The following is a 21,219-nucleotide window of genomic DNA, read 5'->3' as shown; positions in this document are numbered from 1 at the left end:
GACGATCCGGAACCTTTCTGGTGGCCGCGGTGCAGCGGAGGTACGAGAGACGAGGTTACGCAACCATCAGCGACGCGACATGTAGATGTCGAGAGCCTTGTGCAGCAGCTTGTTGAGCGGGAAGTCCCACTCGCCGAGGTACTCGGCGGCCTCGCCGCCGGTGCCCACCTTGAACTGGATGAGGCCGAAGAGGTGGTCGGTCTCATCCAGCGAGTCGGAGATGCCGCGCAGGTCGTAGACGGTCGCGCCCATGGCGTACGCGTCGCGCAGCATCCGCCACTGCATCGCGTTCGAGGGCCGGACCTCACGGCCGATGTTGTCGGAGGCGCCGTAGGAGTACCAGACGTGCCCACCGACGACGAGCATCGTCGCCGCCGACAGGTTCACACCGTTGTGCCGCGCGAAGTAGAGCCGCATACGGTTGGGGTCCTCGTTGTTGAGGACCGTCCACATGCGCTGGAAGTACGAGAGCGGGCGCGGCCGGAAGTGGTCGCGCACGGCGGTGATCTCGTACAGCCGCTGCCACTCCTCAAGGTCGTGGTAGCCGCCCTGGACGACCTCGACGCCGGCCTTCTCGGCCTTCTTGATGTTGCGGCGCCACAGCTGGTTGAAGCCCTTGAGGACGTCGTCGAGCGAGCGGTTGGCGAGCGGCACCTGGAAGACGTAGCGCGGCTGCACGTCGCCGAAGCCGGCGCCGCCGTCCTCGCCCTGCTGCCAGCCCATCTTCCGCAGCCGGTCGGCCACTTCGAAGGCGCGCGGCTCGATGTGGCTGGCCTCGACGTCCCGCAGGCGCTTGACGTCCGGGTCCTGGATGCCCGACTTGATGGCGGTCGAGTCCCAGCGGCGGATGACGACCGGCGGGCCCATCTTCACCGAGAAGGCGCCCTGGTGCTTCAGGTGCGCCAGCATCGGCTGGAGCCAGTCGTCGAGGTTGGGGGCGTACCAGTTGATGACCGGGCCCTCGGGCAGGTACGCGAGGTACCGCTTGATCTTCGGGAGCTGCCGGTAGAGCACCAGCCCGGCGCCGACCATCTGGCCGTTCGCATCGAACCAACCCAGGTTCTCCGAGCGCCACTCCGTCTTCACATCGGCCCACGCCGGGACCTGGCAGTGGCTAGCCGCGGGCAGGCTCTGGATGTAAGCCAGATGCTGCTCACGGCTGATGGTCCTCAGGGTCAGGCTCATGCGGGGCGCTCCTCGGCAGGTGTGTCCCCATGGGTACAGGGGCTCCGGCTCTCGCGCCGAAGCCTACTGCGCCCGGGGAGCGCCCCGACTGGCCGTACGGGCCCTGGGGGTGCGAGGAGCTCTCAGCCGCCGATCACACCGCCGAACAGGCCGCCGTGCGCCATGCCCAGGAAGAAGCCCACGGCGGAGGCGCCGAGGCCGAGGATCAGCAGGAAACGCTCCCGGGTCGTCGCCGAGATGAACTGTCCGTACGCACCGGTGAGGATGCCGACGAGGCCCGCCCACGAACTGATCAGATGCAGGTTGTGGAAGAAGGCCGTGGTGAACGCCACTGCGCCGAGCAGCACGGTCACCGCCATGAAGGCGTCCTGAAGGGGATGGGCCTTGCCGTCGGTGGCGAAGAGGGAGACGACGGACGAGTTCGATCGCATTGCCTGTGCCATGGGGCACCTCCTGGCGGAAGCGGAACGCGGCGAAGGGTAGCGCCGCGCACACCCGATGTGTACAGATTCTGCCCCCTGACCGCCGGATTTCAACCGGAAGCGGATGTGCGGGTACTCTGTACGGTCTGCACCGGTGTCTGCCCTGGCCAGTACGCGGTCCCCCTCTTCGGAGCGGGATTGTCAGTGGTCGCGGATACCGTTGCGTACGCATCACGACCCTCCTGCCACGGAACGACCGTGGCCGCTGAGTCCAAAGGAGGTGGGTTCCACATGCGTCACTACGAGGTGATGGTCATCCTCGACCCCGATCTGGAGGAGCGCGCTGTCTCTCCCCTGATCGAGAACTTCCTTTCTGTCGTCCGTGAGGGCAACGGAAAGGTCGAGAAGGTCGACACCTGGGGCCGTCGTCGTCTCTCCTACGAGATCAAGAAGAAGCCCGAGGGCATCTACACGGTCATCGACCTCCAGGCCGAGCCTGCGGTCGTCAAGGAGCTCGACCGTCAGATGAACCTGAACGAGTCGGTCCTCCGGACCAAGGTCCTCCGTCCCGAGACCCACTGAGCTTCCGCTCAGAAGTCATCGGGTTCCGAGTAGCAACACAGCAGCCAGCAGCAATCCCCGCCGAGAGGTTCACCCATGGCAGGCGAGACCGTCATCACGGTCGTCGGCAATCTCGTCGACGACCCCGAGCTGCGCTTCACCCCGTCCGGTGCGGCCGTCGCGAAGTTCCGTGTCGCGTCGACTCCCCGCACCTTCGACCGTCAGACCAATGAGTGGAAGGACGGCGAGAGCCTGTTCCTGACCTGCTCGGTCTGGCGTCAGGCGGCGGAGAACGTCGCCGAGTCGCTTCAGCGAGGCATGCGCGTCGTCGTGCAGGGCCGGCTGAGGCAGCGGTCCTACGAGGACCGCGAGGGCGTCAAGCGCACGGTCTTCGAGCTGGACGTCGAGGAAGTCGGCCCCAGCCTCAAGAACGCCACGGCCAAGGTCACCAAGACCACCGGTCGAGGCGGCCAGGGCGGGTTCGGCGGTGGCGGTCAGCAGCAGGGCGGCGGCAACTGGGGCGGAGCTCCCAGTGGTGGCTCCCAGGGTGGCGGCGCTCCCGCCGACGACCCCTGGGCCTCCAGCGCGCCGGCCGGCGGCGGCCAGCAGCAGGGTGGCGGCGGTGGCGGCTGGGGCGGAAGCTCCGGCGGCTCCGGCGGCGGCTACTCGGACGAGCCGCCCTTCTAGGGCAGCCCGTACTCCCACTTCTTGATCACACAGGAGAAACACCATGGCGAAGCCGCCTGTGCGCAAGCCTAAGAAGAAGGTCTGCGCTTTCTGCAAGGACAAGACCGCTTACGTGGACTACAAGGACACGAACATGCTGCGGAAGTTCATTTCCGACCGTGGCAAGATCCGTGCCCGCCGCGTTACCGGCAACTGCACGCAGCACCAGCGTGACGTCGCCACGGCCGTGAAGAACAGCCGTGAGATGGCGCTGCTGCCCTACACGTCCACCGCGCGATAAGGGAAGGGTGACCGAAAAATGAAGATCATCCTCACCCACGAGGTCTCTGGCCTCGGTGCCGCTGGCGACGTCGTGGACGTCAAGGACGGCTACGCTCGCAACTTCCTGGTCCCGCGTGGTTTCGCGATCCGCTGGACCAAGGGCGGCGAGAAGGACGTCGAGCAGATCCGTCGTGCTCGCAAGATCCACGAGATCGCCACCATCGAGCAGGCCAACGAGATCAAGGCCCGCCTCGAAGGCACGAAGGTCCGTCTGGCTGTTCGCTCCGGCGACGCCGGCCGTCTCTTCGGCTCCGTCACCCAGGCCGACGTCGCTGCGGCGATCAAGGCTGCCGGTGGCCCGGACGTGGACAAGCGTCGCGTCGAGCTCGGCTCGCCGATCAAGACCCTGGGCGCGCACCAGGTGTCCGTGCGTCTGCACGCCGAGGTCTCCGCGAAGGTCGGCGTCGAGGTCGTCTCCGCCTAAGCGTTGCGCTCGGTAGAGCATGAGAAGGGCCGCACCCCCTGGGGTGCGGCCCTTCTTGCTGTCGGTACGACGGCCGATGTTTCACGTGAAACATCGACGGCCGTGCGGGTGCCTCCAGGCCATCCTCGTCCGTACGCGGCTCAGCGCGTCGCGCCCGTCACCAGCCAGCGGCCCGAGCGGGCGCGGAGCCACAGGGTGAGCATCCGGACGGCCATCATGAGGGTCATCGCCCACCACAGGGCGGTGAGACCACCGCCGAGCGTCGGGACCAGCAGCGCCACCGGGGCGAAGACGGCGAGCGTCAGCAGCATGGCCCGGGCGAGATACGGGCCGTCGCCCGCGCCCATCAGGACGCCGTCGAGCACGAAGACGACACCCGAGAGCGGCTGGGAGAGGGCCACCACCAGGAGGGCGGGCACCAGCGCGTCCTGGACGGTGTGGTCGCTGGTGAACAGCGGCATGAACAGGGGCCGAGTGACGGCGATCAGCACGCCGAGCCCCACACCAGCGGCGATGCCCCACTCCACCATGCGGCGGCACGCCTGCCGTGCGCCCTCGGTGTCCTCCGCCCCGAGATAGCGGCCGATGATGGCCTGCCCGGCTATGGCGATCGCGTCGAGGGCGAAGGCCATCAGGCTCCACAGGGACAGGATGATCTGATGGGCGGCGATGTCGGCGTCGCCGAGCCGAGCCGCCACGGCGGTCGCGATCATCAGGACGGCGCGCAGCGAGAGCGTACGGATGAGCAGCGGCACTCCGGCCTGGGCGCTGGCGCGTATGCCTGCCGCGTCCGGGCGCAGTGAGGCGCCGTGGCGCCGGGCTCCCCGGACGACCACCGAGAGGTAGACGGCCGCCATGGCGAACTGGGCGATCACGGTGCCCCACGCCGAACCGGCGATGCCGAGTCCGGCACCGTAGACGAGCCCCACATTGAGCGCGGCGTTCATGGCGAATCCGCCGATGGCCACATACAGCGGGGTTCTGGTGTCCTGGAGGCCGCGCAGGACGCCGGTGGCCGCGAGCACGACGAGCATGGCGGGGATACCGAGCGCCGAGATGCGCAGATAGGTGATGGCGTACGGAGCGGCCGTGTGCGAGGCCCCGAAGATGTCGACGAACCAGGGCGCGGCGGGCAGGACGACGGCGATGACGGCGGCGCCGAGGAGCAGGGCGAGCCAGATGCCGTCCATGCCCTGGCGGATGGCGGCCGGCAGATCGCCCGCGCCGACGCGGCGTGCGACGGCGGCGGTGGTGGCGTAGGCGAGGAAGACGAAGACGCTCACGGCGGTGGTGAGGAGCGCCGCCGCGATGCCGAGACCGGCCAGTTGCGGGGTGCCGAGGTGGCCGACGATCGCGCTGTCGGCCATGACGAAGAGCGGTTCGGCGACGAGTGCGCCGAAGGCGGGCACGGCGAGGGAGACGATCTCGCGGTCGTGTCGGCGCCGAGTGTCCTTCGGTGCCACTGGGGCCTGTGTCATGGACTCAATCTAATCTTCCACAGGTAAGAGATGCAATGGCCTTTGGGTCCTTACCTGAAGGGTGGAGCGCGGCTCGGCCGTGCGCCGTTTGTCGTGATCTTGGGCCAGCCGGGAAAGTTTTTCTCCCCCACAGCCGGTGGATGGAAAAACCGCAGGTCAGGGTGGTGACTTCGGGGGTGCTATGACTTTGTCCACAGTGCTGTCCCCCGGTCCGTGCACAGGTTCTGCGGGGTTCTCCACAGCATCTGGTCGGTCGTCCACATGGCCTGTGGATAACCAGATTGGCTGACGGTGCCGACGGGCCTAACGTGGACCGGCGCCCGACGCGCCGGAAGCGGAGTCGGGCCTCTTGTTTTGTCAGTGTCGTGCCGTACAAAGAGTGGCACGGCTAGGTCCGCGGAGCGGACGGGAGGAGGTGGCCCGGTGAGCATTCCCGAGCCCTTGGACGACCCCTGGGCCGACAGCGGTCCGGGTGACCGTCTGCCCGTCTCCCGCCCGCGCCGCGCCGACGGACGGGGCCGCGGCCGCGACGACCAGCACGACCGGGGCCGCGAGAGCGAGTCCTGGGACGGCGGCGGCTCATCTGGCTTCGAGCGCGTCCCCCCGCAGGACATCGACGCCGAACAGTCCGTCCTCGGCGGCATGCTGCTGTCCAAGGACGCCATCGCCGACGTCGTCGAGATCATCAAGGGCCATGACTTCTACCGGCCCGCCCACGAGACCGTCTACACGGCGATCCTCGACCTGTACGCCAAGGGCGAGCCGGCCGACCCGATCACCGTCGCGGCCGAGCTGGTCAAGCGGGGCGAGATCACCCGCGTCGGCGGCGCCTCGTATCTGCACACGCTGGTCCAGTCGGTGCCGACCGCGGCCAACGCCTCGTACTACGCGGAGATCGTCCACGAGCGGGCGGTGCTCCGTCGGCTCGTCGAGGCGGGCACCAAGATCACGCAGATGGGATACGCGGCCGACGGCGACGTCGACGAGATCGTCAACTCCGCCCAGGCCGAGATCTACGCCGTCACCGAGCAGCGCACCAGCGAGGACTATCTGCCGCTGGGCGACATCATGGAGGGCGCGCTCGACGAGATCGAGGCGATCGGCTCCCGCAGCGGCGAGATGACCGGTGTCCCCACCGGCTTCACGGACCTCGACTCGCTGACCAACGGGCTGCACCCGGGCCAGATGATCGTCATCGCGGCCCGTCCCGCCATGGGTAAGTCCACGCTGGCGCTGGACTTCGCGCGTGCTGCGTCGATCAAGCACAACCTGCCCAGCGTGATCTTCTCCCTCGAAATGGGCCGCAACGAGATCGCGATGCGTCTGCTGTCGGCCGAGGCGCGCGTGGCCCTGCACCACATGCGCTCGGGCACCATGACGGACGAGGACTGGACCCGTCTCGCGCGCCGGATGCCCGAGGTCTCGCAGGCGCCGCTCTACATCGACGACTCTCCGAACCTGTCGATGATGGAGATCCGCGCGAAGTGCCGTCGGCTCAAGCAGCGCAACGACATCAAGCTCGTGATCATCGACTATCTGCAGCTGATGCAGTCCGGTGGTTCCAAGCGCTCCGAGAGCCGTCAGCAGGAGGTCTCGGACATGTCCCGTAACCTCAAGCTGCTGGCCAAGGAGCTGGAGGTCCCGGTCATCGCGCTCTCGCAGCTGAACCGTGGCCCCGAGCAGCGCACGGACAAGAAGCCCATGGTGTCCGACCTGCGTGAGTCCGGCTCCATCGAGCAGGACGCCGACATGGTCATCCTGCTGCACCGCGAGGACGCCTACGAGAAGGAGTCACCGCGGGCGGGCGAGGCGGACATCATCGTGGGCAAGCACCGTAACGGCCCCACGGCGACGATCACGGTCGCCTTCCAGGGCCACTACTCGCGCTTCGTGGACATGGCGCAGACCTGATCGGGCCCCAACTGAGGCTTCCGACGCGCCTCATGCGTGTCGGGAGAAAACCGGTCGACGCCGCCCTGGGGCGGGGAGAGACCATGGGCCATGACCTCATCACCGCACTCGCCGATCGTCCCCCTCATGACCACGGCCCCCGATGAACTGCTGCCCAGCACGCAACGTGCCCTGATTCACCGCCTCGCCGTCGCCCAGTCCGAGGGCAGGGCCCCTTCGGCCGTCGCCGCCGTGGTGCGGGACGGCCGGATCGTCTGGACGGGCTCGCGCACTTCGGTCGAGGGCCACGGGCCCGACGCCGACGTCCAGTACCGCATCGGCTCGATCACCAAGACCTTCACGGCCGTTCTGGTGATGCGGCTGCGCGACGAAGGGCTGCTCGACCTCAACGACCCGCTGGAGAAGCATCTCCCCGGCACCGGGGTGGGTGAGGTGACCATTGCCCAACTCCTCGGCCACAGCGCCGGGTTGGCGGCCGAGACGCCCGCTCCCTGGTGGGAGCGGAGCCCGGCGTCGCTGCGGCCGGAGCTCTCCGACGTCCTGGGAGACAAGCCGCTGCTGCATCCGGTCGGCAGGCTGCACCATTACTCCAACCCTGGTTACGCGCTGCTCGGTTCGCTGGTGGAGGCGGTACGCGGTGTGTCCTGGGAAGAGGCGCTGCGCAGCGAGGTCCTTGAGCCCCTGGGGCTGAACCGGACGAGCGCGCAGCCGGTGGCTCCGCACGCGGGCGGCTGGGCCGTGCACCCCTGGGCCGATGTGCTGCTCCCCGAGCCCTCCGAGGACCTGGGCGTCATGGCGCCCGCCGGCCAGCTGTGGTCGACGGCGGCCGACCTCTCCCGCTTCGCCGTCTTCCTCGCCGAGGGCGACGACCGAGTGCTGAGCGCCGCGAGCGTACGGGAGATGCGCACGCCCTCCGCGCCGCCCGAGGCGGGGGACTGGCAGGGCGGTTACGGGCTCGGCGTGCAGCTGGCCCGGCAGGACAGCGGCCGAACTCTTGCCGGGCACACCGGCTCCCTGCCCGGGTTCGTCGCCAGTCTCTGGATCAGTGTGGAGGACGGCGTCGGCGCGGTCACGCTCGTCAACGCCACCTCGGGCACGCCCGCTGCCGCAGTCGCCGCCGATCTCGTACGGATCGTCGTCGAGGCCGAGCCGAAGCTCCCCGAGCCCTGGAGTCCGCTGCCCGAGGTCGACTACGCCCTGTTGGAGCTCACCGGCCCCTGGTACTGGGGCACTTACACCTATGGCCTGCGCCTGACCAAGGACCGCGGGGTGGCGCTGGAGCCGCTGCGCGGAAGCGGTCGGGCGGCGCGATTCGAAGCCCTGGCCGACGGGACCTGGGTCGGGCTCAACGGCTATTACCAGGGGGAGATCTTTCGAGTGGTGCGCCGCCCTGATGGCACGGTGAGCCATCTCGACCTCGGCTCGTTCGCCTTCACCCGCGAGCCGTACGGGCCGGGGGATGCCGTACCGGGAGGCGTGGACCCGGAGGGCTGGCGCGGGGTGTGATGTTTCACGTGAAACATGGCCCCGCCGCCACGTGAAACATCGTTCGTCGCGCAGTGCTCGGCGTGCAACGGAGCGCTCAGAGGGCTTTCTTGAAGCCCAGATGGGACGCCTCGAACCCCAGCCGCTCATAGAAGCGATGGGCATCGGTCCGAGTGGCGTCCGAGGTCAGCTGGACCAACTGGCAGCCCTGGCGCCCGGATTCATCGACGGCCCACTCGATGAGCCGGGTGCCGAGGCCGCTGCCGCGCTCGTCGGCGTAGATCCGTACGCCCTCGATGATCGAGCGGGTGGCGCCTCGCCGGGACAGGCCCGGGACGACCGTCAACTGGAGCGTGCCGACGACCCGTTCGCCCCGGACGGCGACGACCACGTGCTGGTTGGGGTCGTCGGCGAGCCGCTCGAAGGCGGAGAGATACGGGGTGAGGTCGTCCGGCGACTCGCGCCGGGCTCCGAGTGGGTCGTCCGCGAGCATCGCCACGATCGCTGGGATGTCCTGCTGCTGCGCCGGCCGTATCTCAAGATCGCTCATGATCCGGAGACTACGCCGGGACGCGGAGTTCCTCGACGGCTCGGACCAGCGGGGCCAGCTCCGGGTTCCGCGCGGCCTGGTCCAGCGCCTCGCGCAACGCGCTGTCGTTGGTGGGCCGGGCCGCGGCGAGCAGTTCCTGACCGGACTCGGTGACATCGGTGTAGATGCCGCGCCGGTCGGTGTCGCAGAGGTACCGCGTGAGCAGGCCGCGGTCCTCCAGGCGGGTGACCAGGCGGGTGGTGGCGGACTGGCTCAGTACGACCCCGTCCGCGACCTGCTTCATCTGCAGATGGCCGCCCGGGCCGCTGTGCTGGCGGCTGAGGACGTCGAGGAGCGAGTACTCGCGCACGCTCAGTCCGTGCCCGGACTGCAGGGCCCGCTCGATATGCGCCTCGATCCTCCCGTGCAGAAGGGAGAGGGCGCACCAGCCCTGGGAGAGGGCGGTGAGCGCGGGGTCCGTCGCTGTCATGCGTCTGTCCTCCGTCCGGAGCGGCTTGAGACCAGGATAGGCCACGAGCGCAATAGCCCGCGCTTGCCATTAACCCGCGTCTGCAATTATTGTGAACGCTCGTAAGGCGCTCGTGCAATCTCCTGGAAAGGTGAGTCCATGCCACTCGCGCTCCTAGCCCTCGCCATCGGGGCGTTCGGGATCGGCACCACCGAATTCGTGATCATGGGGTTGCTCCCCGAGGTTGCCGACACCTTCGATGTCACCATCCCCACCGCGGGCTACCTGGTCACCGGATACGCGCTGGGCGTGGTGCTCGGCGCCCCGCTGATGACCGTCCTGGGCACCAGGATCTCCCGCAAGCGCATGCTGATGCTGCTGATGGGTTTCTTCATCGTCGGCAATGTGCTCTCCGCCGTCGCTCCCGTCTTCGGGCTGATGCTGGCCGGACGGATCGTCGCCTCCCTCGCCCACGGCGCGTTCTTCGGCATCGGCTCGGTCGTCGCGGCCGACCTCGTCGCCCCGGAGAAGAAGGCCGGAGCCATCGCGATGATGTTCACGGGTCTGACCGTCGCCAATGTGATCGGCGTTCCCCTGGGTACCCTCGTCGGCCAGCAGATCGGCTGGCGTACGACGTTCTTCATCGTGGCCGCGCTGGGGGTGTTCGGGCTGCTCGGCGTCGCCAAGCTCGTCCCGGACATGCCGAAGGCCGAAGGCGTCCGGCTGCGCCATGAGATCGCCGCGTTCCGCAATGTGCAGGTGCTGCTCGCGATGGCGATGACCGTGCTCGGCTTCGGCGGGGTCTTCGCCGCCATCACCTACGTGACGCCGATGATGACCCACGTCACCGGCTACGCCGACACCTCCGTCACCTGGCTCCTCGTCCTGTTCGGACTGGGCATGGTCACCGGCAACCTGATCGGCGGCCGGTTCGCGGACCGGGCCCTGATGCCGATGCTCTATGTCTCGCTCAGCGGACTCGCCGTCGTACTCGCGCTGTTCACTCTCACCGCGCACGACAAGACGGCCTCCGCCGTCACCGTCTTCCTGATCGGCGCTCTCGGCTTCGCCACTGTGCCGCCGCTGCAGAAGCGGGTCCTCGACCAGGCCGCGGGTGCCCCCACCCTCGCCTCCGCCATGAACATCGGCGCCTTCAACCTCGGCAACGCGCTCTCCGCCTGGCTGGGCGGACTCGTGATCTCGGCCGGTCTCGGCTACACCGCCCCGAACTGGGTCGGCGCCGCGCTCGCCGCCTCGGCGGTCGTCCTCGCGGTCGTCTCCAGCAGCCTGGAACGGCGTACGGACCTGCGTACGGCGAAGGAGGGCAGCCGGATCGTCGCGAGCGCCGCCGCTCCTGAACCGGCTCCTGTCCCCGCCGGTCGCCGCTGACCACCCGCGAGGGCCGACACCACCTGGCAGTCCGACCCGGACCACCGCCTCAACCGCACCACCGCATCAAGGAGTTACCCCTCATGACCGCCACCCCCACCGCCGTCGCCCCGCTCACCACCCAGGACGCCGAAGCGCTCGTCGAGGCGGCCCGTGTCGCCGCCGAGGACGCCGGAGTCACGGTCGCCGTCACCGTCCTCGACGCGGGCGGTCATCTGCTCGCCTTCCGCCGTGACGACCGTGCCGTGCTGATCGCGGGCGAGACCAGCACCCGCAAGGCGTACACCGCGCTCCAGCTCAACGCCGCGACCGCCGACCTCGTCGACGCGGTGCAGCCGGGCGGGCTGTTCCACACCCTGCCGACCGCGCTCGACCGGCCGCTGCTCTTCATCGCGGGCGGCGTCCCCGTCCACCGTGGCGGCCGGCTCATCGGGGCCATCGGCGTGGGCGGTGGAGCTCCCGAGCAGGACCACGGCTTCGCCACGGAGGCCGTGCGCCAACTCGGCTGAGCACCGGCCCGTAGCTGACCACCGGCCTTCGTATCGACACGGCGGCCTCCGTGAAGGCGTCCGATCAGCCCGCCGCGACCGTCAGGGGAGCGAAGCGGCGGGTCCAGTCGCCGGGCAGGCCCGGGATGTTGCGCGTCATCACCGCGTTGAAGGCGAGCGGCTCCAGGCCGTTCGCCTTCAACCAGTCGAGCAGCTCCTCGTGACGTACGTCGATGTCGGTGCGCAGCGGGCGGTCCGTGCCCGCCGCGAGCGAGGCGACCAGGGCCTTCGCGGTCTCCGTGTCCCGGGCGACCAGAGGGCCCACGACATGCGTCTCCATGTTCGGCCAGGCCGCCGCGTAACCGATGAGGCCCCCCGAGTCCTCGGCGACCCGCAGCTGGTCGGCGAAGGCGGGCAGCCGGGTGAGCACATGGGTACGGTCGCGGCCGAAGACCTCGGCGTCCAGCCGCAGCATGGCGCTCAGGTCCTCGGCGGTCGCGGGGCGGGTGGCCACGGTGGGGGCCGGACCCGACGGGCGGAAGTGGCCGCGGACCATCTCCACGCGGCCGGTGACCTCGAAGCCCAGCTGTTCATAGAGCGGCTGCCCGAACGGCGTGGCATGCAGGGTGACGGGCTGGTCCCCGAGCTCCGCCAGGACGTGCTGCATCAGCCGTCGCCCCACGCCCTGCCGGGCGAACTTCTCGGCCACCAGGACCATGCCGATCGCGGCCAGATCCGGCGTGTAGGACGTGACCACGCAGACGGTGACCAGCCCCTTGCCTTCCGGGTCGTCGATTCCGTAACCGGTTCCCGCGGTGAGGAGCAGGCCCCACTTGTGCTCTTCGCGCGGCCAGCCGCGGTTCTCGGAGAGGTCGGCGCAGGAAACGAGGTCGTCAATGGTCAGACGGCGGATCGGAAGCTCGGCGAGCGGTGAGGGCATGGAGATCAGGCTGTCCGATAAACCCTTACCGCGTCCACCGTTTTGCGTATACGGGACGTTGCTTTCGGCCACGCTCTGTCAGGCCGCGGTGCGGATGTTTCACGTGAAACAGGGACCGAGAGCGTTGTTTCACGTGAAACATGGAGCGGATGTACGTCTCCGGGCACCGGCCGGGGTGCCCGGCGGTGGGCCGTAACCATGGGTACTAGCCTCGGCGTACATGGCGAGACTTCATCTCTTCGACCTCGACGGCACCCTCATCAAGGGGTCCGCCGCGCCCGTCGAGATATCCCGGCAGCTGGGGCTGCTGGACGAGATCGGCGAGCTGGAGCGGGACCTGGCCGGGGGCAGGATCGGCCCGCCCGAGTACGCGGTGCGCGTGCACGGCCTGTGGTCCGGGCTTACCCAAGCCCATGTGGCGGCGGCCTTCGTGTCGGCGCCCTGGCTCGTCGGGATCCAGGACGTGTGGCGGGACATCCGGGAGCGCGGCGACTACTGCGCCGTCATCTCGCTCTCGCCGTCGTTCTTCGTGGAGCGGTTGCTGGAGTGGGGAGCCCATGCGGCACACGGATCCGTCTTCCCCGAGGTGCCCTTCACCCGGCCCGTGGACCCGGCCGGGATCCTCAACGCGTCCGCGAAAGTGGGCGTCGCGGAGCGGCTGCGCACCGAGTTCGGCGTCGGCCGTGCGGACTGCATCGCGTACGGGGACTCCATGTCGGACGTGGAACTCTTCGCCTCGGTGCCGGTGTCCGTCGCCGTGAACGCGGACCACCATCTCGCCGGGCTCGCCACCCACACGTACACGGGCGGCGACCTCCGAGAGGCCTACGCGCTCGCACAAGTCAAACGAGCCTAACGGGAAAGCGGGTTCGGATACCCGGGATTCCTGCTATTTGTCCCCGCCCGGCCCGTCCACCTGACATGCTCCCGTTACGGGAGGGACGGGACTCCCGGACGTCGGTTCCTACGGCCAGAGGTTCGAGGCGAGACAAGGAATGAACGCTCCGACCACCACGTCGACCGACGCTGTGCTGATACGCCGCACACTCGCGGAGATCGCACCGTTAGCGGACAAGGTCACGTCGTACTTCTACGCTCTGCTGTTCATAGGCGACCCGGAGCTGCGCACGCTTTTCCCCGCAGCCATGGACGCCCAGCGCGACCGGTTGCTCAAGGCGCTGCTCACGGCCGCCGAGCATCTGGAGAACACCGCCACACTCACCGAATATCTGAGACAACTGGGCCGGGGCCACCGCAAGTACGGGACCCGGCCCGAGCATTACCCGGCCGTCGGCGAGGCGCTGATCGGCGCGCTGATCCGGTACGCCGAGAAGACCTGGGACGACGCGACCCAGCAGGCCTGGATCCGCGCGTACACCACGATGTCCCAGATCATGATCGACGCGGCCGACGAGGACGAGCGGCGCGCGCCCGCGTGGTGGTACGCGGAGGTCGTCTCGCACGATCTGCGGACCCCGGACGTCGCGGTGGTCACGCTCCGCCCGGACCAGCCGTACGCCTTTCTGGCGGGCCAGTACACGACGCTGGAGACGCCCTGGTGGCCGCGCATCTGGCGGCACTACTCACTGGCCTCCGCGCCCCGCTCCGACGGGCTGCTGTCGCTGCACGTCAAGGCGGTCCCGGCCGGCTGGGTCTCCGGCGCCCTGGTCCACCGCGCCCGGCCCGGCGACACGCTGCGCCTGGGGCCGCCCGCCGGGTCGATGGTCGTCGACCACAGCACCGACAACGGCATGCTCTGCCTGGGCGGCGGCACCGGCATAGCGCCCATCAAGGCGCTGGTCGAGGACGTCGCCCGGTACGGAGAGCGCAGGCCGGTCGAGGTCTTCTACGGCGCCCGCAGCAACCACGATCTGTACGACATCGACACCCTGCTGCGGCTCCAGCAGGCGCACTCCTGGCTGTCGGTGCGGCCGGTCATCTCCGACAGCCCCAGCCGGGGACTGACCGGACGGCTGCCCGACGCGGTGCGCGAGTACGGGCCGTGGAACTCCTACGACGCCTTCGTGTCGGGGCCGCCCGGCCTGATCCGCAGCGGGGTGACGACTCTGCGGGACATCGGCATCCCGTCGGACCGCATCCGGCACGACTCGGTCGAGGAGCTCGTCGCGGCCAACGACTGAGGCCGCGCGCCCCCGGATCAGCCCAGGTCGGGCGCGTGCATCGCGCGCACGCCCTCGATGTTGCCGTCGAGGTAGTGCCGCAGCGACAGCGGTACGAGGTGGACAGAGGCGATCCCGACGCGGGTGAACGGGATCCGTACGATCTCGTACTCGCCGCACGGCTCCTCCACTTCGGGGCCGTGCCGCAGGGATGTGTCCATGGAGTCGAGCCGGCAGACGAAGAAGTGCTGCACCTTCACCCCGGTGGCCCCGCCGTCGGCGCCGATGTGCTCGACGGTGTCGACGAAACAGGGCACCACATCGGTGATCTTCGCGCCGAGCTCCTCGTGCACCTCGCGGTGCAGGGCCTCGACGACGGTGGAGTCCTCCGGCTCGACGCCGCCACCGGGGGTGAGCCAGTACGGATCCATGCCGGGCTTGGTGCGCTTGATCAGGATCAGGTCGTCGCCGTCCAGGAGGACGGCTCGTGCGGTGCGCTTGACCACGGGTCGGACGGTCATGGGAGGAATGTGGCCCGTGACGACGGCCGCGAAACTTGCTCGGCTCCGGTCAGTACGTCGCTCAGCTCCAGTCGACCGCGGCGCGCAGCAGCCACTCCTGCGCCCGGGCGATGTGCGGCCGGGCCAGTGTGCCCGCCCGCACCGCCAGGAAGTACGTCCGCAGCGGTGGCACCGGCGGGTCGAGCAGCGCCACGAGCTCGCCCCGCTCCAGTGCCCCCTCGCACAGATAGCGCGGCAGTACGGCCAGCCCCGCGCCCGCGATCACCGTCTCCAGGACCGCCCGCAGGTCGGGTGCGACGACCGTGCCCGCGGTGGTCGGTTTGGTGTCGAAGACGGCGGCCCAGTAGCGCGACACCAGCGGCAGCGACTCGTGCACCTCCACCACCGGGATGTGCTCCAGTACGCCGGGGCCCCCGCGCCGCAGCGCACCCGGCGCGAGCCGTCCGGCCCAGCGCACACCCGCGACCAGCACATGCTCCTCGTCGCACAACGGGGTCGAGCTGAGCAGCCGGCCGCGCGGGCGGGCGGTGGCGATGGCGAGGTCGTGGTGGCCCGCGGCCAGGCCCTCCAGGGTCTCCTCGGCGTTCCCGAAGGAGGCGCGCAGGGCCAGACCCTGCGGGACGAGTGCGGTCAGCGCGGGCAGTGCACGCAGCGAGGTGAACTCGGGCGGCCCCGCGAGGTGCAGGGTGCGTATCCCCGAGTCCTCGTACACCCCCGACTCGGCGATCTCGACCAGCGCGTCCAGATGCGGGGCGGCCCGCTGCGCCAGCTCGTCGCCGATGGTCGTGGGGGTCACGCCCCGGGCCTGGCGCAGGAAGAGCGGGCGGCCCAACTGCCGCTCCAGCGTGCGGATCTGGCTGGTCACAGCGGGCTGCGAGAGGCCGAGCAGAGCGGCGGCCCGGGTGAAGGAACCTGCCCGGTGCACCGTCACGAACGTACGCAGCAGGGCGAGGTCCATGGGCGCCCTCCCGTCCCGAACTGCCTCACACCGTCTCCGGCCGGACACAACTATAAATATGTCGATAGGTCTCTGTCGCTACCGTGATTGGACACTGACACAGAGTCAACTAGCCTTGGTGGCGCGGTTCTTCGCGCGTGGAACCGGGGCGGTCCGAGCCAGGAGGGGGGAGGCTCGGACCGTCCGCCGCCGCTGCGGCGCGCAGCCCACTACGAGACAGCCGCTTCGTCCAGCGCACGGCGTACGTCCGCGACCAGGTCGGCGGTGTCCTCGGCTCCGGCGGAGAAGCGGATGAAGCCCTCCGCGACCTTGTCACCGCCCCAGCGACCGCGCCGCTCGGCCGTGGAGCGCACCCCGCCGAAGCTCGTGGCGTCGTCCACCAGCCGCAGTGCCGCGAGGAACCGCTCCGCGTGCGCGCGATCGGGCAGGTCGAAGGAGACGACGCAGCCGAAGCGGCGCATCTGCGCGGCGGCCCGGCGGTGCGAGGGGTCGGACGGCAGCCCGGGATGGCGCACCCCCGAGACCTCGGCCCGATCGGACAGCGCCTGGGCGACGGCCAGCGCGTTCGCCGACTGGCGGTCGGCGCGCAACTGGAGGGTGGCCAGCGAGCGATGGGCCAGCCAGGCCTCCATCGGCCCGGGGATCGCGCCGACGACCTTGCGCCATTTCCGTACGCGCGCGGCGAGCTCGGGATCGCGGCACACCACATAGCCGAGCAGCAGATCGCCGTGGCCGGTCAGGCCCTTGGTGCCGCTGGCCACCGCGAAGTCCGCGCCCAGTTCCAGCGGGCGCTGGCCGAGCGGGGTGGCCAGGGTGTTGTCGACCGCGACCAGCGCGCCCGTCTCGTGCGCGGCCCGGGCGAGCCGGCGGATGTCGCAGACGTCCAGGCCAGGGTTGGACGGCGTCTCGATCCACAGGAGTGCGGCGCCCTCCAGGACGTCCAGCTGGGCGTCGCCGGCGGTCGGCGCGGTGCGCACCTCGACGCCGTACGCCGCCAGCTGCTCGCGCACCAGCGGCAGCGCCTGATAGCCGTCGTCCGGCAGCACCACGGCGTCGCCCACGCGCGCGTGGGAGAGCAGTACCGCCGAGACGGCCGCCATGCCGGAGGCGAAGACGATCGCCTCGGCGGGCTCGTCCGGCGACTCCAGCTCGGCGAGGGCCCGCTCCAGACGGGTCCAGGTCGGGTTGGTGTCGCGGCCGTAGGTGTAGGGGCCCACCGCCTCGCCCGGGAGGTGGAAGTGGGCGGCGAACACCGGCCCGGGCAGCGAGGGTTCGTACGCCACCGGATCGGGAAGACCGGCCCGCACCGCTCTGGTGCCGTCGCCCGGCGCGTCCGGGGGATTCACACCCGCGCTCACGGATCAGTCCTCGTCGTCGGGCAGGACCATGTGCATGGCCCACGACACGATCGAGATGATCAGGCCACCGAGGACGGCCGTCCAGAACCCGTGGACGTGGAAGTTCAGGTTGAGCTTTCCGGCCAGCCACGAGGTGAGAAGCAGCATCAGGGCGTTGATCACGAAGGTGATCAGGCCGAGCGTGAGGATGAACAGCGGGAACGACAGGAACTTCACGACGGGCTTGACGACGAAGTTCACCACGCCGAAGACCAGCGCGACCAGGACCAGCGTCAGGGCCTTCTTGCCCGTGTTGTCGCCGGTCAGGGTGATGTCCTTAACCAGCCAGATGGCGACGGCCAGGGCCGCCGCGTTGGCGATCGTCTTGACTACGAAATTCTTCATGTGTCTGATCGTGGCAGACGTGATCGGTACCAGGCAGGGGCGGACGGCGATGAGGGAATTCCGGCTTGACGAACTGGAGGCGGAGCGCGCCGCCAACGACGGCGCGTATCTGCAGTTTCTGCGCGAGCGGAACATGTCGGCGGGGCTGTACGCCCTGGACGCGGGGGACCACGACCCGCAGAAGCCGCATGCCCAGGACGAGATCTACTTCGTGGTGAGCGGCCGCGCGTCGATCACCGTGGGCCTGGAGACCACGCAGGTGGCGCGCGGCAGCGTCGTCTACGTACCGGCCGGAGTGGCCCACCGTTTCCACCATGTGGTCGAGGACCTGAGGGTTCTCGTCGTCTTCTCTCCCCCTGAGAGCTGAGGGTCGACCCCGGTTTTCCCTAGGGGTCCGGTCAGGGGAGTCCAAGGGCTGCGAGGCCCCCGTTCGGTACCCCCTCGCCCCTAGCATCGGATGTGTCGAAGGCAGCAGCCCAAGACTCCAGGAGCTTCAGAGAGCGAAAGAGGTAAGGACGATGGCCACACGGGAGATATTCGCGGGGATGCCCTGGTGGGTGAAGTGGGTCGCCGTGCCCGTCATCGCCCTCGCGGTGTTCGGCGGTCTGATCGCCAGCGTGGTCGGCTTCCTGTTCGGGCTGCTCTTCAAGGCGCTGATCTTCGTGGCCCTGGTCGGCGGTCTGATCTACGTCGTACGGAGGTTCATGTCCTCCTCGTCCTCGCGCGGCGACTGGTAGACAGCGGGCCGAGTGCGTACGGGCCCGGGTCCATCGGGCGCCGCGCTCGTACAACAAGCACAGGGATTAGCCCGGCTGAGGGAACGGATCCGTCCGGACCCCCGTGGCGCCGGAGGCGGCCGTTAAGGTGAAAAACCTCTGCTGCCTCGGGCGGGCCTCTCGCCCGTCAGCACGCCTGGGGGTGACCCGTGGCCACGGCTGCGAACGCCGCTGTCCCTACCCTGATCGGCTCGGTCCAGCGGGCGTTGCGCCTGCTGGAGGCCGTGGGCGCCCATATGGACGGCGCTCCCGCCAAACAGCTGGCGCGCGAGGCGGGGCTGCCGCTGCCCACCGCGTACCACCTGCTGCGCACGCTCACCCATGAGGGCTATCTGCGCCGGGAGAACGGGGTGTTCGTCTTCGGCGAGGCGGCCGAGCGGCTGGCGCACGGCGGAGCTCTGCAGAATCGTCGCAGCAAGATCATTCAGTCGCTCGCGCAGTGGCGCGACGCCATCGGCGTCCCCGTCTATTTCGCCGTCTACCGCGAGGGCGAGATCGAGCTCGTCGCGGTGGCCGACACGCCGTCGGCGCCCGCCGTCGAGGAGTGGGCCGACTTCCGCGAGACGGGCCACGCGCACGCGATCGGGCAGTGTCTGCTGAGCCAGCTCGACGAGAAGTCCCGCGAGGACCATCTGGACCGGCATCCGGTCCGCGCGGTCACCCCGTATTCCGTACGGGACCGCCGCGCCCTCCTTGACCGTCTGGCGGCTACGGAGCGTATGCGTCCGGTGGTCGAACGGCAGGAGTACGCGCTGGGCACGGTGTGCGCGGCGATCCCCGTCACGGCCGGTTCCGGGGCCGCCACCATGGCCATCTCTCTCCCCCTTGACCAGCAAGAACGCCTGCTTCCTGCGATCGAGCAGCTGCGCGGCGAAGTGGGGAGACTGCTCGGCTCCCTCGCGTTCTCTATCAGTATCTGAAATCTCACTCCTTGTGATCTGCTAGCGCTTACAGCACGATTGCGTCAAGAGGGCCAGGGGGGATCATTCCTGGCCAGATCCGGATACAGCGGGGTACATGATGCGTGGGTCGGTCGAGGCAGAGGTCATGATGAAGTTCCTCGTCTCCGAGGAGCTCTCGTTCAGGATCCCGGTGGAGCTGACCTACCGCGCCGTCGATCCGTACGCGATCCGGATGACGTTCCATCTGCCCGGCGACGCGCCCGTGAGCTGGGCGTTCGGGCGGGAGTTGCTGCTGGACGGCATCAACGCGCCGAGCGGCGACGGGGATGTGCACATCGCGCCGACCCGCCCCGAAGAGCTCTCCGACGTCCACATCCGGCTCCAGGTCGGCGGCGAGCGGGCGCTGTTCCGGGCCGGTGCGGCCTCGCTCGTGGCGTTCCTCGACCGCACCGACAAGCTCGTACCGCTCGGACAGGAGCGCGCGCTCGGCGACTTCGACGGGAACCTGGACGAGGCGCTGGGCCGGATCCTGGCCGAGGAGCAGAACGCGGGCTGAGCGCCCGCCTCCTGCGCTACTTCTTGCGGCGGCGCCCGCGCCCGCCGCGCATCGGGCCGCCGGCCGAGGCCGCCGGGCGGTCCGCCGAGACGACCAGGGCCGCCAGCAGCGTGGTCACCGGGACCGAGGCCACCAGACCGATCGAGCCCACGAGCGTGCGGACGATCTCCTCCGCGACGAGCTCGCTGTTGGCTACCGTCCCCACACTGCTCTGCGCGATCGAGAAGAGCAGCAGCAGCGGCAGCGCCGCGCCCGCGTACGCCAGGACCAGGGTGTTGACCACGGACGCGATGTGGTCGCGGCCGATCCGGATGCCCGCCCGGTACAGGCCGCGCGGCCCCATCGTCGGGTTCGCGTCGTGCAGCTCCCACACCGCCGAGGTCTGGGTGACCGTCACGTCGTCGAGCACACCGAGCGAACCGATGATCACCCCGGCGAGGAGCAGACCGGACATGTCGATGTTCGGGTAGAGGCCGTGGATCAGCCCGGTGTTGTCGTCGGTGTTGCCGGTCAGCGAGGCCCAGCCGATGAAGATCGAGCCGAGCAGTCCGATCAGGACGAGCGAGACCAGCGTGCCGAGCACGGCGACCGACGTACGAGCCGAGAGGCCATGGCACATATAGAGCGCGATCAGCATGATGGCGCTCGCCCCGACCACCGCCACGAGCAGCGGATTCGAGCCCTGCAGGATCGCCGGGAGGATGAACAGCGTCAGCACCGCGAACGAGACGACCAGCGCGACCAGCGCCATCACCCCGCGCAGCCGGCCCACGACCACGACCGCGAGGGCGAAGATCCCCGCGAGCAGCGCCATCGGGAACCGGCGGTTCACATCGGTCACCGAGTACTGGAGATCGTGGGGCGCGTCGGGGGCGTAGGCGACGATCACGCCCTCTCCCTTGTGGAGTTGGCGCGGGGCGTCGGGCTGGACGATCTCGGTGAACGTGCGCCCCTTCTCCTTGCCGCTCGTGAGCTCGATGGTGGCCTTCGCGCACTGGCCCTGCTGGGCGCGCTTGGCCTCCTGGCCCTCGGCCGTCGAGGTGTCGCCGTTGGACGGGGTCTGACCGGCGTTGACCGTCTTGCAGTCGACCTTCTGGATGCCGACGACCTTGGCCTGCTGGGTCTGGCGGTCGAATCCGACTCCGGTGCGCTGGTGCGGCGGGGCGCCGCCGGGCCACAGGACGGCCAGGCCGACCACGACGGCCACCGAGAACGGGATCAGCACAGCGGCGATCACCTTGCGGAGGTGCTTCGAGACAGGCGCCGCCGGGCCATGGCTGTGGGAGTGCCCATGGGCCTGGCCGTGCGGGTGTCCGTGGGCGTCTTCGGGTGGGTGCTGTGTTGACGTCACCGCC

24 protein-coding genes and 1 pseudogene are annotated in these 21,219 nt (G+C 69.5%); 14 read left to right on the top strand and 11 right to left on the bottom strand.

Going from position 1 to position 21,219, the window contains the following annotated elements:
- Positions 1 to 66: 66 nt before the first annotated feature.
- Together BG418_RS27335 and BG418_RS27330 are read right to left on the bottom strand one after the other, a co-directional pair.
- On the bottom strand, positions 67 to 1,185 hold the full coding sequence (locus BG418_RS27335) for a peptidoglycan bridge formation glycyltransferase FemA/FemB family protein (RefSeq protein ID WP_188276665.1): 1,119 nt from the start codon (positions 1,183 to 1,185) through the stop codon (positions 67 to 69).
- Between the two features lie 122 nt (positions 1,186 to 1,307).
- Positions 1,308 to 1,628: a hypothetical protein gene (locus BG418_RS27330; RefSeq protein WP_188276664.1), complete on the bottom strand. Its 321-nt coding sequence runs from the start codon at positions 1,626 to 1,628 to the stop codon at positions 1,308 to 1,310.
- Positions 1,629 to 1,898: 270 nt separating this feature from the next.
- Between BG418_RS27330 and rpsF the strand changes: the two genes are divergently transcribed.
- The 4 genes from rpsF (at position 1,899) to rplI (ending at position 3,600) form a co-directional block, all read left to right on the top strand.
- Positions 1,899 to 2,189 (top strand): 30S ribosomal protein S6, encoded by a 291-nt coding sequence (gene rpsF, locus BG418_RS27325; protein ID WP_067162183.1) that lies wholly within the window; start codon positions 1,899 to 1,901, stop codon positions 2,187 to 2,189.
- 75 nt (positions 2,190 to 2,264) lie between these two features.
- Complete coding sequence (locus BG418_RS27320; protein ID WP_188276663.1) at positions 2,265 to 2,855, top strand: single-stranded DNA-binding protein; 591 nt, start codon at positions 2,265 to 2,267, stop codon at positions 2,853 to 2,855.
- A 43-nt stretch (positions 2,856 to 2,898) separates the two neighbouring features.
- Positions 2,899 to 3,135 carry a 30S ribosomal protein S18 gene (rpsR, locus tag BG418_RS27315; protein WP_005315025.1) on the top strand — a complete coding sequence of 79 codons (237 nt, stop codon included), beginning with the start codon at positions 2,899 to 2,901 and terminating at the stop codon, positions 3,133 to 3,135.
- 18 nt (positions 3,136 to 3,153) lie between these two features.
- Entirely contained in the window at positions 3,154 to 3,600 is a 447-nt protein-coding gene (rplI, locus tag BG418_RS27310) for a 50S ribosomal protein L9 (protein ID WP_188276662.1), read from the top strand.
- Between the two features lie 140 nt (positions 3,601 to 3,740).
- Here rplI and BG418_RS27305 read toward each other — a convergent pair whose 3' ends face one another.
- The gene (locus BG418_RS27305; RefSeq protein WP_188276661.1) at positions 3,741 to 5,078 is read right to left on the bottom strand and encodes an MATE family efflux transporter; all 1,338 of its coding nucleotides are present in this window, start codon (positions 5,076 to 5,078) and stop codon (positions 3,741 to 3,743) included.
- A 423-nt stretch (positions 5,079 to 5,501) separates the two neighbouring features.
- On the opposite strand from BG418_RS27305, the gene dnaB reads away from it, so the two are divergent.
- Both dnaB and BG418_RS27295 read left to right on the top strand, forming a co-directional pair.
- Positions 5,502 to 6,989, top strand: coding sequence for a replicative DNA helicase (gene dnaB, locus BG418_RS27300; protein ID WP_317453772.1), 1,488 nt, complete (start codon positions 5,502 to 5,504; stop codon positions 6,987 to 6,989).
- A 126-nt stretch (positions 6,990 to 7,115) separates the two neighbouring features.
- Positions 7,116 to 8,495, top strand: coding sequence for a serine hydrolase (locus BG418_RS27295; RefSeq protein ID WP_188276660.1), 1,380 nt, complete (start codon positions 7,116 to 7,118; stop codon positions 8,493 to 8,495).
- Positions 8,496 to 8,571: 76 nt separating this feature from the next.
- On the opposite strand, the gene BG418_RS27290 is transcribed toward BG418_RS27295, so the two are convergent.
- Entirely contained in the window at positions 8,572 to 9,024 is a 453-nt protein-coding gene (locus BG418_RS27290; protein WP_188276659.1) for a GNAT family N-acetyltransferase, read from the bottom strand.
- Between the two features lie 10 nt (positions 9,025 to 9,034).
- Complete coding sequence (locus BG418_RS27285; protein WP_188276658.1) at positions 9,035 to 9,493, bottom strand: MarR family winged helix-turn-helix transcriptional regulator; 459 nt, start codon at positions 9,491 to 9,493, stop codon at positions 9,035 to 9,037.
- Positions 9,494 to 9,631: 138 nt separating this feature from the next.
- Here BG418_RS27285 and BG418_RS27280 point away from each other — a divergent pair, with 138 nt between their 5' ends.
- Both BG418_RS27280 and BG418_RS27275 read left to right on the top strand, forming a co-directional pair.
- Entirely contained in the window at positions 9,632 to 10,861 is a 1,230-nt protein-coding gene (locus BG418_RS27280) for an MFS transporter (protein WP_188276657.1), read from the top strand.
- An 83-nt stretch (positions 10,862 to 10,944) separates the two neighbouring features.
- A complete protein-coding gene (locus tag BG418_RS27275; RefSeq protein ID WP_188276656.1) occupies positions 10,945 to 11,370 on the top strand; it encodes a heme-binding protein in 426 nt (141 codons plus the stop codon).
- Between the two features lie 64 nt (positions 11,371 to 11,434).
- On the opposite strand, the gene BG418_RS27270 is transcribed toward BG418_RS27275, so the two are convergent.
- Entirely contained in the window at positions 11,435 to 12,289 is an 855-nt protein-coding gene (locus BG418_RS27270) for a GNAT family N-acetyltransferase (RefSeq protein ID WP_188276655.1), read from the bottom strand.
- Between the two features lie 220 nt (positions 12,290 to 12,509).
- Between BG418_RS27270 and BG418_RS27265 the strand changes: the two genes are divergently transcribed.
- A complete protein-coding gene (locus tag BG418_RS27265) occupies positions 12,510 to 13,145 on the top strand; it encodes an HAD family phosphatase (RefSeq protein ID WP_188276654.1) in 636 nt (211 codons plus the stop codon).
- A 160-nt stretch (positions 13,146 to 13,305) separates the two neighbouring features.
- Positions 13,306 to 14,430, top strand: a pseudogene (locus BG418_RS27260) (globin domain-containing protein); the annotation flags it as partial.
- 17 nt (positions 14,431 to 14,447) lie between these two features.
- Here the strand turns inward: BG418_RS27260 and BG418_RS27255 are convergent.
- From BG418_RS27255 to BG418_RS27240, 4 genes are all read right to left on the bottom strand, one after another.
- Complete coding sequence (locus BG418_RS27255) at positions 14,448 to 14,930, bottom strand: NUDIX domain-containing protein (RefSeq protein ID WP_188276652.1); 483 nt, start codon at positions 14,928 to 14,930, stop codon at positions 14,448 to 14,450.
- A gap of 61 nt (positions 14,931 to 14,991) precedes the next feature.
- Positions 14,992 to 15,888: a LysR family transcriptional regulator gene (locus BG418_RS27250; RefSeq protein ID WP_188276651.1), complete on the bottom strand. Its 897-nt coding sequence runs from the start codon at positions 15,886 to 15,888 to the stop codon at positions 14,992 to 14,994.
- Positions 15,889 to 16,097: 209 nt separating this feature from the next.
- On the bottom strand, positions 16,098 to 17,246 hold the full coding sequence (locus BG418_RS27245; RefSeq protein WP_317453771.1) for a cystathionine gamma-lyase: 1,149 nt from the start codon (positions 17,244 to 17,246) through the stop codon (positions 16,098 to 16,100).
- A 3-nt stretch (positions 17,247 to 17,249) separates the two neighbouring features.
- The gene (locus BG418_RS27240) at positions 17,250 to 17,630 is read right to left on the bottom strand and encodes a phage holin family protein (RefSeq protein WP_188276650.1); all 381 of its coding nucleotides are present in this window, start codon (positions 17,628 to 17,630) and stop codon (positions 17,250 to 17,252) included.
- A 49-nt stretch (positions 17,631 to 17,679) separates the two neighbouring features.
- Between BG418_RS27240 and BG418_RS27235 the strand changes: the two genes are divergently transcribed.
- The 4 genes from BG418_RS27235 (at position 17,680) to BG418_RS27220 (ending at position 19,864) form a co-directional block, all read left to right on the top strand.
- Positions 17,680 to 17,997 (top strand): cupin domain-containing protein, encoded by a 318-nt coding sequence (locus BG418_RS27235; RefSeq protein WP_188277230.1) that lies wholly within the window; start codon positions 17,680 to 17,682, stop codon positions 17,995 to 17,997.
- Positions 17,998 to 18,148: 151 nt separating this feature from the next.
- Positions 18,149 to 18,367 (top strand): DUF5326 family protein, encoded by a 219-nt coding sequence (locus BG418_RS27230; RefSeq protein ID WP_188276649.1) that lies wholly within the window; start codon positions 18,149 to 18,151, stop codon positions 18,365 to 18,367.
- Between the two features lie 188 nt (positions 18,368 to 18,555).
- Positions 18,556 to 19,326, top strand: a complete 771-nt coding sequence (locus tag BG418_RS27225; protein ID WP_188276648.1) for an IclR family transcriptional regulator — start codon at positions 18,556 to 18,558, stop codon at positions 19,324 to 19,326.
- Between the two features lie 100 nt (positions 19,327 to 19,426).
- The gene (locus tag BG418_RS27220; protein ID WP_188277229.1) at positions 19,427 to 19,864 is read left to right on the top strand and encodes an SsgA family sporulation/cell division regulator; all 438 of its coding nucleotides are present in this window, start codon (positions 19,427 to 19,429) and stop codon (positions 19,862 to 19,864) included.
- Between the two features lie 16 nt (positions 19,865 to 19,880).
- On the opposite strand, the gene BG418_RS27215 is transcribed toward BG418_RS27220, so the two are convergent.
- Positions 19,881 to 21,215, bottom strand: coding sequence for a YibE/F family protein (locus tag BG418_RS27215; protein ID WP_188276647.1), 1,335 nt, complete (start codon positions 21,213 to 21,215; stop codon positions 19,881 to 19,883).
- Positions 21,216 to 21,219: the final 4 nt, after the last annotated feature.

The organism is Streptomyces sp. CBMA152, assembly GCF_014596475.1.
GTDB lineage: Bacteria > Actinomycetota > Actinomycetes > Streptomycetales > Streptomycetaceae > Streptomyces.
Note: the sequence above shows the minus strand (reverse complement) of the source record. Positions and strands in the feature narration are given on the sequence as shown.